The organism is Bacteroidota bacterium, from assembly GCA_034439655.1.
Taxonomy (GTDB): Bacteria; Bacteroidota; Bacteroidia; order UKL13-3; family UKL13-3; genus CANJUD01.
Map to the genome: position 1 here is coordinate 1 of JAWXAU010000166.1, position 9706 is coordinate 9706.

A 9706-nucleotide genomic window follows, 5' to 3' on the forward strand; every position below is an offset into this window, starting at 1 on the left:
AATAATTATGAGTATCTCAAATCAAATCAACAACGACATCAAACAAGCTATGCTGGGCCGCCAGGAGGCACGCCTACGTGGCTTAAGAGCCATTAAAGCAGCCCTGCTTTTAGCCGCCACCGAAAAAGGTGCAGCCGAGGAGGTTAGCGACGAAAAGGCAATACAGATTTTGCAAAAACTGGTGAAACAACGTAAAGATAGTTTGGAAATTTATAACCAGAACAATAGACCCGAATTAGCAATAAAAGAGCAAGAAGAAATTGAAGTTATTGGCAGCTATCTGCCTGCACAAATGGATGAAACAGAATTACGAAGTGTATTAGAAAAAATAATTGCCGAGGTGGGGGCAACAACTATTGCCGATACGGGAAAAATAATGCCTGTAGCTATGAAACAATTAGCTGGTAGGGCCGATGGTAAAACTATCGGAGCTATGATAAAACAAATCTTAGGCTAGTTTGCTCATGCAAAGGCTTTCGTAAACTTCTTCGTACAGGGGCAATATATTTCCCAATTCAAATTTCTTGGCTTGAAGAAATGCTTGGTGTTTAAATTTGGTAAGGGTCTCAGGGTTCGATAATATCTCCAACGATCTTTTTATCATAGAATCCACATCGCCCACGGCACAGGTATAACCACTAAAACCGTCAAGGTTCATTTCACTAATCCCTCCTGCATTGCTCGATACTACCGGAACCTCGCAAGCCATAGCCTCCAAGGCTGCTAAGCCAAAACTCTCGTGCTCTGAAGGCAGTAAAAACAAGTCGCTAACTGACATTATTTCATCTATTGCTTCTTGCTTTCCTAAAAAAGTAGTGCTATCGTGTACCCCCAGCTCTCGGGTTAACTGCTCAATATTTGCACGCTCAGGTCCATCACCAATAAGCAATAGTTTTGCAGAAACCTCTTTGAGTATTCCCGCAAAAACCTTCACCACATCGTCGACCCTTTTCACTTTTCTAAAATTTGACGTGTGAACTATTAAATGCTCTCCATTGGGAGCTATAAGTTTTTTAAAGTGTTCGACCTTTTGCTTGCTGAATTTGCTAAAATCTATAAAGTTTGGAATTACTTTAATCTCCTTTTGCTCTACATGAAAGTGTTTATAGGTGTCAATCCTAAGGCTCTCGGAAACAGCAGTCACCACATCACTTTGTTTTATTGAATAACTTACAACGGGCTCATAAAGTGGGTCTTTGCCCACCAAGGTTATATCGGTGCCGTGCAAAGTGGTTACAACGGGAATATATATGCCTTCTGCTGCCAAAATGTGCTTGGCAAAAATAGCTGCCGAAGCATGAGGTATCGCATAGTGAACATGCAAAACATCCAATTTTTCATTCTTCACTATATTAACCATTTGGCTGGCCAGTGAAGTTTCATAAGGAGGATAATCGAATAAAGGGTATGTGCTCACGTTCACCTCGTGGTAAAACAAGTTATTGTTGAACATGTCAATACGTGCAGGTAAATTATACGAGATAAAATGTATTTGATGGCCTCGTGCTGCTAATGCTTTGCCTAGTTCCGTTGCAACTACCCCACTTCCTCCATAAGTAGGGAAACATACTATTCCTATTTTCATATATACATAACAATAATTAGCGTGCTTTTTGTTTTGACGAAGATAAATTTACCAGACAAATGTAAGGCTATTATTCCCGCTATTCAGAATTTACCTGAAAAACTTAATATTTCAAAATATAGCTCCTGCTTCTCGCCCTTGCGTGTTTTAATTGTTATAATATCATAGAGTTGTTCGTTGTAGGTCATCAGCTTATGCGAGACAAAAGTATATCCCGGGTATTTTTCACTTAACCATTTATATTCTGTTTGAACTCCTTTAGTTTCTGTTTTTTCATTTATAACAATAGCTTTTTCATAACTTGACCCATCGGCAGGCTCTGCATAAGTAGTTGGGTTCGCCTTGATTATTTTTTGTGGTTCTGAGCAGGAAATAAAGCAAAAATTCGTGCAAACCATAAATAATACCGAAACTCAATATATAATAGTCCAAAAGAAAGGGACTAATCCCGAATGCTTTTGCGATGTAGTTCGGCATTACCATTCTACAAACCAAATCCGCCACAGGCGGAGAACTATTTTAGGTTAAGAATTGGTGTAAAATGATGACTAGTTTTATCATATTCCCTTTTGTTTTTTTGTAATACAAATATAACCCAAAAACCGATATTCAAGTGCGTTCACTGCAGCGAATCATCATAAAATATTCTTATTGCCATACATAGTAAAATAAATGGTGCTTTGCTTATTACTTTTGCAAACGATTGAAACACATAAAAAATTATATTTCCTTGGTTTTGTTCACCGTGGTGGGCTTAATTTTATTCGTAGCTTCTGCTTTTGAAAATGACCGTGTGTTTGAAAAAAACGTGTATATCGCAGATGGCTCTTGGGCTAAAACGCTTAAAATTCCTTTTGAGTTTGAGGTTTCAGACACCACTGGGGTTTATGATTTCCACACGAATATAAGAATTTCCGCAACTTATCCCTATAGCAATATTTTTTTATTGGTATATGCATATAATCCCGACGGCAGACTCACAAAAGAGCTAGTGGAATTCAAGCTGGCCGAGGACAATGGCAAATGGCTAGGTCATGGTTTGGGCGATGTTTATGATTACAGAATGATTGACGATAAGTTTAAGGAAGTAGAGTTAAAAAAGGCAGGGAAGTATCGTTTCGAGTTTCGCCAAATGATGCGGACCGAAAACCTACATGGCGTTAAAGGAATTGGATTGAGAGTAACTCACAAAACCTTATAGTTCTTTTTTAATCTAATGTAAAGGCTATATACTTTATAGTTTCTCCTTTGGCAGTAAACATTTGCTCGTAGTATGTTTTAATTGCCAATACATCATTATATAGTTCTGAATTATAAATATCTGCATGGTGGTTTAGCAACTTTAGTTTTTGTTGCTCTATAATCTCAAGCGTGTACTCGTATAATAAAGTGCTGTCTGTTTTTAAATGTATTATTCCACCCGGTTTCAATATTTCTCGGTAACGCGGAATGAACATAGGCCCAGTCAATCTTTTGCGGGCTTTGTCAATTTGTGGGTCGGGGTGTATGATCCATATTTCATCAACCTCCTTTGGACCAAACCACTCGGTCAAGAAATCGATTTGTGTACGAATGAATGCGGTATTCGTTAGCTGTTCTTCTTGGGTCTTCTTAGCACCCACCCACATTCTATTTCCTTTTTTATCTATTGCTACAAAGTTTTTATAAGGGAACAACCGTGCCATGCCCACAGTATACTCAGCCTTGCCTGCAGCAAGTTCCAATACAATTGGGTTGTTATTGCTAAAGACTTTTGCTTGCCAGTTGTTTTTTAATCCTTCACTTTTCTCATAAGTGTTTGTGAAAGTTGAAAATTCTGCGAATCGTGCTAGTTTTTTATTGCGGCTCAAGTGATACCAAAATTAATTATTGACTGCAAAAATAGAGTTCTTTTCAAAAATACCCTTCTGCGGGTATTTGGTTTTATATGGTTTTTAAAGTTTCTTTGCAGCACTCATTTAAAAAACATGACCATGAAAAAAGTATTTTTGCCTTTTCTATTATTGACTTGCTTAGTATTTGCGGCAAGCTCCCAAACTATTACTTATAAAGTTAAATCGGACAACGCTGACCCCAAGCCAGCCTCACTTTCATTAGAACCCTTTTATATGGACTATTGGACGGGCGACCTCAGCATGGGTTATTCAGTAAGGGCTGATGTAACTTTGCTCAACCGCTTTCAGATAAAAGCAGATTTTAGAAGATCCTATCTTGATATATTTTTAAATGATAAATTAGATGGTCGCAAAAGAACATGGACAGAAATAGGTGGTGCCCTATTGTTTGTAAACCGCACAAAAGATGCAAATATTAGAGTGGTATTAAGTTCTTCTACTTCCTATTCGGGTAGCTACAAAACTACTTATACTAAATCTATTTCGGTGCCCGGCACCGTTCGCAAGCAAATTGGATTAAGAGCAGGCCTGCTCAACATTTCAAGTCCCTTTAGTGCATCGAGAAACACTTCAAATGCTAGCGGCGAAACGCCATTGTATTATACTATGAAAGGCGATACGACAAGGAAGTCGGTAAATGTGGCACAAATGAACCTAATAGGGACCATTCATGCAGGTCTTGATTTTAATAAAATATACGATTTGATTATTTATGCCGATGGTTATGGTAGACGCAGAGCAGCAATGTATAGTAATTTTTACATAGACGGTATTTTTGCACCCGTTATCGGATTGAAAACTGTAGATTCTGCTTTGTCTAACAATCCAAACTATGATGGTCTTCATTCGGACACATACAAACGCTTTGGATGGCGTGCGGGGTGGATAATACGCTATCCGCGAAGTGTATTTTTGGCTTATAAAATGGAGTTTGGAGGTATGCCCGGAATAAAAACAGGGAAATGGTCAAATGGTTATTTTGTAATGACAATGGGAATAAATATTCCGATGAGTATTAAGGCTTTGGAGAAGAAAAAATAACTATCCTCTCTTATTCATCTCATCTCTAATGAGGGCTGCTCTCTGATAGTCCTCAATTTTTATCGCCTCGTCCAATAAAATATTAAGTTCCTCGTGGCTAAGGGTAGAAAATTCGTCTAGCTCAAACCCAGTTACAGGTGCTTTTTCTTCCTCTAATTCTTCATCCGTTGGGTCTTCGCTTCCATCTTCTATTTTTTCTTCAATATTAATCTCATGTCCTGCTGCTAACATAATTTCGTCAGTAGTGTATACTGGGCATTTGAATCGAACAGCCAAAGCAATAGCATCGCTCGTGCGTGCATCAATATCGTGGGTTTCGCCGTTTTTCACGCAAACCAGTTTGGCATAAAAAACACCTTCTTGTAGTTTGTGTATGATAACTTCTTGCAGTTCTATATCAAACAAATGCGAGAGGCTCACAAACAAGTCGTGGGTCATGGGCCTAAAGGGAACTATTTTTTCAATTTCTATAGCGATGCTTTGGGCTTCGAAACTACCAATAATAATAGCAAGTTTTCGCCTTCCATTCTTTTCTCCCAATATAAGAGTGTAAGAACCTTGTGTTTGCCCCGATGTAAGGCCTATTACGCTAAGTTGTACTTTGTTCAATTTTTAAAATTTTTATTTTTTTAGGACCTCTTACACACAAACATGCTGCAATGATAAATCAATTTGACGATGATTTGAACTTTTTTGCAGCAGCAATTATCTGGGGCATTACTTCAAATATATCGCCTACTATTCCATAGTCAGCAGCTTTAAAAAAGGGTGCCTCAGGGTCTTTATTTATTACCACTATTACCTTGGAAGAGCTAACCCCCGCAAGGTGTTGAATAGCTCCACTAATGCCTGCTGCTATGTACAAATTGGGTTTAATAGTTATTCCCGTTTGCCCTACATGTTCTTCGTGCGACCTCCAATGCATATCACTCACAGGCTTGCTGCAGGCGGTAGCCCCTCCTAATACTTGTGCTAGTTCTTCTATCATCCCCCAGTTTTCGGGTCCCTTCCACCCACGTCCACCGCTTACCACTATCTCGGCTTCAGTTAAGGGAATTTTTCCCGTCACTCTTTTTAATTCCAATATTTCACAAGCCGGCTTCTCATCACTTTGAATATTTTCTATAATGGCTTCCACTTGGGTTTCATTTAGTTGATAAGAGTTTGGGGTGAACGCTATGATTTTTATTTCAGTTTTTATCATTATATCAGCCAAGCCTTTGCCGCTAAAAACTGGCTTACGAACTATAAAACTTGATCCTTCTATCTTAGGCAAACTTACCACACCAGATACAATCCCCGCCTTCAATTTCACAGCAACTCTGGGAGCTATATTCTTTCCGCAGTATGTGTTTGAAAAAACGATAGCCTTTGCTTGTTCTTGTGGTGCTGCACTTGCTATTATGGCAGCGTAGGCCGCTCCATCAAAACTATTATATACAGCTTGCGAAGCGTGAAGCACTTTGTTGGCCCCATATTTTCCAAGCTCTGTTAGTTTTTGATTGTCTATTTCTCCTATCACAACTGCTGTAACCGATGTGGTTCCTGTTATAGCCTTAGCGTATGAAAGGGCTTCATAGGTCGATTTTTTAAACGCTCCGTCTATATGCTCGGCAAATACTAATACGTTCATGTTATAATATATAATAATTAAATTACTTTGGCTTCGGTATGCAATAAGGCTATCAATTGTCCTGCATCGGCAGGATCAATCATTTTACAAATGCTCTTTGCTGGGGGCATTTCGTATTCCGAAACTTTTGTGTGTATTTGGTTTTGGATGGGTTCTAATACTTGTAATGGTTTTGTGCGGGCGGCCATAATCCCTCTCATGTTTGGGATACGAGGTTCGGTAAGTTCTTTTTGTGCCGAAACCACACAGGGCAATGCACAGCGTACTTTCTCTTTGCCTCCATCTATGTCTCTTTCGCAAGTTGCTTTGCCGTCCTCAATATCTATTTTTGTAACCACATTAATACCAGGCCATTCCAACATTTCTGCCAGCAGGCCGCACATCTGTCCTCCATTGTAATCGATGGACTCACGACCCGTTATCACCAAATCATAATCGCCATTTTTAACCACCTCTGCAATCTGTTCGGCCACATAATAAGCATCAACAGGCATTGCGTTTATTCTAATAGCATCCGTTGCACCTATGGCCAATGCTTTTCGGATGTTTGTTTCTGTTTCTGCCAATCCCACATTAACCACAGTTACGGTGCCTCCTTGTGCTTCAGTAAGTTCCAATGCACGGGTTAGTGCTAATTCATCATAAGGATTTATTATATATTGTACCCCTGCATTGTTAAATTGGGTATTACCCTCGGTAAATGTTACCTTGGTGGTGGTGTCAGGTACATTGCTGATGCAGACTAATATTTTCATTGGTAGGGAAAAAATAAAAAGAGCTTGATTTGAATGGGTTGAAGCCGCAAAGTTAAGCGTGATGAGCCGCCAAAAAAAATTAGATTGGAGAGATTAGTTATAACAATATACTTTAAGTGGCTTCAACATACTAAATTCTGTTTTTTTTGTTTCCAAACTGATTTAAAAAGCATATTCGACCGTCTCTGCACCCTTTTTTGATTAGTCGAAAAAACTTAATTTCACCAAATCATAATTATGTTGCAACTTGCGGCTTTAATTATGACAAAACCACTCAAAGAATTTATAAAATCCTGTACAGAAGGTATTCAAAGTTTCGGCAACAAGCCGTTTAATTCCAAACAACTTGCCTCTAAGTTGTTCGTGGGCAACAAAACCGATATGCATACGGTGCAGTTAGTGCTCGACCAACTAAAGCATGAAGGCGAAATAGAAGAAATATCTGTGGGCCGCTACCTGCAAAAATATATTCCCCTGCAAAAGGAAGGAATCCTTGACCTAAACCAAAAAGCAAATGGTTACGTGATTTGCGACGACGGAACACCCGACGTATTCGTAAGCCGCGACATGCTCAACACCGCTCTCGACCGCGACCGTGTAAACGTTCAACTTGAGCGGGGGCTACAAAATGGAAAACCCTTTGGTCGCGTAATCGAAATCCTCAACCGTAAAAAAACTGATTGGGTGGGTATTATACATATCAAAGGAAATTATGCCACACTTGATCCTGACGACCGTAAAATGTATACACCAATCCATATCCCGCTCAAAGATGCCTTGCAAGCAAAAGATGGAGACAAGGTGCTTGTAAAAATGATAGCTTGGGACAATCCAAAATTAGAACCCACAGGCAAAGTAGTTGAACTACTGGGCAAGCCTGGAAATAATGATACCGAGATGCACGCCATTGTTGCTGAATTTGGCTTCGCAACAAAATTCCCCAAAGAAGTAGAAGAAGAGGCGGATAAAATTCCAACAACTATTAGCAAAGAAGAGGTGGCCAAACGTAGAGACTTTAGAGGCGTTACCACCTTCACCATCGACCCCGCTGATGCCAAAGATTTTGACGATGCCATATCATACGAAGATTTGGGTAACGACAAATACCGAATAGGTGTTCACATAGCCGACGTTTCTCATTATGTGGTGCCCGGAACTTTGCTCGACAAAGAAGCATATAAACGTGCAACCTCGGTTTATTTGGTTGATAGAACAATTCCGATGTTGCCAGAAAAACTTTCTAATGCTCTTTGCTCATTACGACCCGATGAAGATAAATTGTGCTTTTCGGCAGTGTTTGAAATGGATATAAATGGCAAAGTTTATAATACTTGGATTGGCAAAACTGTTATTCGTTCTATCAAAAGATTTGCCTATGAAGACGCACAAGACGTTTTGGAGAATAAACAAGGTCCTTATGCAAAAGAGCTGCTCACGCTCAATAAAATCGCACATGCACTCCGTGCCCAAAAATTTAAAAACGGAGCTATTTCTTTTGAAACCGCCGAGGTTAAATTTAAACTAGACGAAAAAGGGAAGCCACTTTCTGTTTATATAAAAGAACGGAAAGATGCCCATAAACTTATCGAAGATTTTATGCTTTTGGCCAATAGAAGTGTGGCTGAATTTGCTGGAAAGGGCAAAGATGGTAAACCCATTAAACGTACTTTTGTATACCGTGTTCACGACAAGCCAAACATGGATAAACTCGCGGCTTTCGAAAAACTTGCCCGCAGATTCGGGCATCGTATCGAAGTGAAAAATATTGCTAAGCTGTCGCATAGTCTTAATAGTTTGCTCGAAAATATAGAAGGCAAACCCGAACAAAATATATTACAAGGCATGGCAATACGAACCATGGCAAAAGCATTATATACCACTAAAGAAACATCACACTACGGTTTGGCTTTCGATTATTATACGCACTTCACTTCTCCCATCCGCCGCTACCCTGATGTAATGGTGCATAGAATGGTAGAACACTACTTGGAAGGAGGAAAAAATAACGATGCTTTAAAGTATGAAGAATATTGCAAGCACAGTAGCCAACAAGAAGTTCAAGCAACAGAGGCCGAGCGTGCAAGCACCAAGTATAAACAGGTGGAACTGATGCAAAACTATGTAGGCCGTGAGTTCGACGGAATGATATCGGGCGTAACAGAATGGGGTGTATTTGTAGAAGTAGTGGAAAACAAATGCGAAGGAATGATACGCAGCAACTCCCTCTCTGGCGGGCCTTTCAATTTCGATGAAAGTACAATGACGCTCAAAAACAGAAAATATAAATTCACCTTTGGTAACCCCATCAAGATAAGAGTAGCAAAAGCTAATTTGGAAAAAAGACAATTGGATTTTGAGGTGGTGGTTTGATAAATGAGGTAAAAGATATTTATGAAATACTTAGTTGTTTTAATAGTTTTTGCAAGTTGTTTTCATGCAACCTTTTTAACAAGCGAATAGGCCATCAACCCCCAAAAAAGCAAGAAATATTATTGTTACAAGCAATTTGTCTGCAGATGCATTGTTTGATAGTGTAATACCAATTCTTAAACTAAAATAGTTCTCCGCCTGTGGCGGATTTAGTTTTTAGAATGGTAATCCCGAACTAAATCCGAAAGCCCCGCTTAATCCCGATAATTATCGGGATGCGGGGGAATTAGTCCCTTTCTTTTGGACTATTATATATTGAGTGTCGGTATTAAACTTACTATAAATCAGTATTTTTTGCAATTAGGTCGTTGATTTTGCTGCAAGGCTTTTTAGCGAAATTGCTCAATATCCGTGCAGAAGGTTTTGT

At 39.2% G+C, this 9706-nt stretch carries 10 protein-coding genes; 4 read left to right on the plus strand and 6 right to left on the minus strand.

Going from position 1 to position 9706, the window contains the following annotated elements; genetic code table 11:
* Positions 1–457, plus strand: a 457-nt coding sequence (locus SGJ10_12445; GenBank protein ID MDZ4758932.1) for a GatB/YqeY domain-containing protein, incomplete at its 5' end; no start/stop codon positions are given.
* Here SGJ10_12445 and bshA read toward each other — a convergent pair.
* Both bshA and SGJ10_12455 read right to left on the minus strand, forming a co-directional pair.
* Positions 449–1585 (minus strand): N-acetyl-alpha-D-glucosaminyl L-malate synthase BshA, encoded by a 1137-nt coding sequence (gene bshA / locus SGJ10_12450; protein ID MDZ4758933.1) that lies wholly within the window; start codon positions 1583–1585, stop codon positions 449–451. The two genes, SGJ10_12445 and bshA, sit on opposite strands and share 9 nt — an antisense overlap.
* 83 nt (positions 1586–1668) lie before the next feature.
* The gene (locus SGJ10_12455; protein MDZ4758934.1) at positions 1669–1983 is read right to left on the minus strand and encodes a hypothetical protein; all 315 of its coding nucleotides are present in this window, start codon (positions 1981–1983) and stop codon (positions 1669–1671) included.
* Positions 1984–2288: 305 nt separating this feature from the next.
* On the opposite strand from SGJ10_12455, the gene SGJ10_12460 reads away from it, so the two are divergent.
* Positions 2289–2786 carry a gliding motility lipoprotein GldH gene (locus tag SGJ10_12460; GenBank protein MDZ4758935.1) on the plus strand — a complete coding sequence of 166 codons (498 nt, stop codon included), beginning with the start codon at positions 2289–2291 and terminating at the stop codon, positions 2784–2786.
* Positions 2787–2793: 7 nt separating this feature from the next.
* Here the strand turns inward: SGJ10_12460 and trmB are convergent, their stop codons facing one another.
* Positions 2794–3435, minus strand: coding sequence for a tRNA (guanosine(46)-N7)-methyltransferase TrmB (gene trmB, locus SGJ10_12465; protein MDZ4758936.1), 642 nt, complete (start codon positions 3433–3435; stop codon positions 2794–2796).
* 123 nt (positions 3436–3558) lie between these two features.
* On the opposite strand from trmB, the gene SGJ10_12470 reads away from it, so the two are divergent.
* Positions 3559–4521 carry a hypothetical protein gene (locus SGJ10_12470; protein ID MDZ4758937.1) on the plus strand — a complete coding sequence of 321 codons (963 nt, stop codon included), beginning with the start codon at positions 3559–3561 and terminating at the stop codon, positions 4519–4521.
* Here the strand turns inward: SGJ10_12470 and SGJ10_12475 are convergent, their stop codons facing one another.
* Genes SGJ10_12475 through SGJ10_12485 form a run of 3 tightly spaced genes read right to left on the minus strand, consistent with a single transcriptional unit; the run spans position 4522 to position 6909 of the window.
* Positions 4522–5130 (minus strand): bifunctional nuclease family protein, encoded by a 609-nt coding sequence (locus SGJ10_12475; GenBank protein ID MDZ4758938.1) that lies wholly within the window; start codon positions 5128–5130, stop codon positions 4522–4524.
* Positions 5131–5188: 58 nt separating this feature from the next.
* The gene (locus SGJ10_12480; GenBank protein ID MDZ4758939.1) at positions 5189–6154 is read right to left on the minus strand and encodes an electron transfer flavoprotein subunit alpha/FixB family protein; all 966 of its coding nucleotides are present in this window, start codon (positions 6152–6154) and stop codon (positions 5189–5191) included.
* Between the two features lie 17 nt (positions 6155–6171).
* A complete protein-coding gene (locus SGJ10_12485) occupies positions 6172–6909 on the minus strand; it encodes an electron transfer flavoprotein subunit beta/FixA family protein (protein MDZ4758940.1) in 738 nt (245 codons plus the stop codon).
* 261 nt (positions 6910–7170) lie between these two features.
* On the opposite strand from SGJ10_12485, the gene rnr reads away from it, so the two are divergent.
* The gene (gene rnr, locus SGJ10_12490) at positions 7171–9279 is read left to right on the plus strand and encodes a ribonuclease R (GenBank protein ID MDZ4758941.1); all 2109 of its coding nucleotides are present in this window, start codon (positions 7171–7173) and stop codon (positions 9277–9279) included.
* Positions 9280–9706 lie beyond the last annotated feature (427 nt).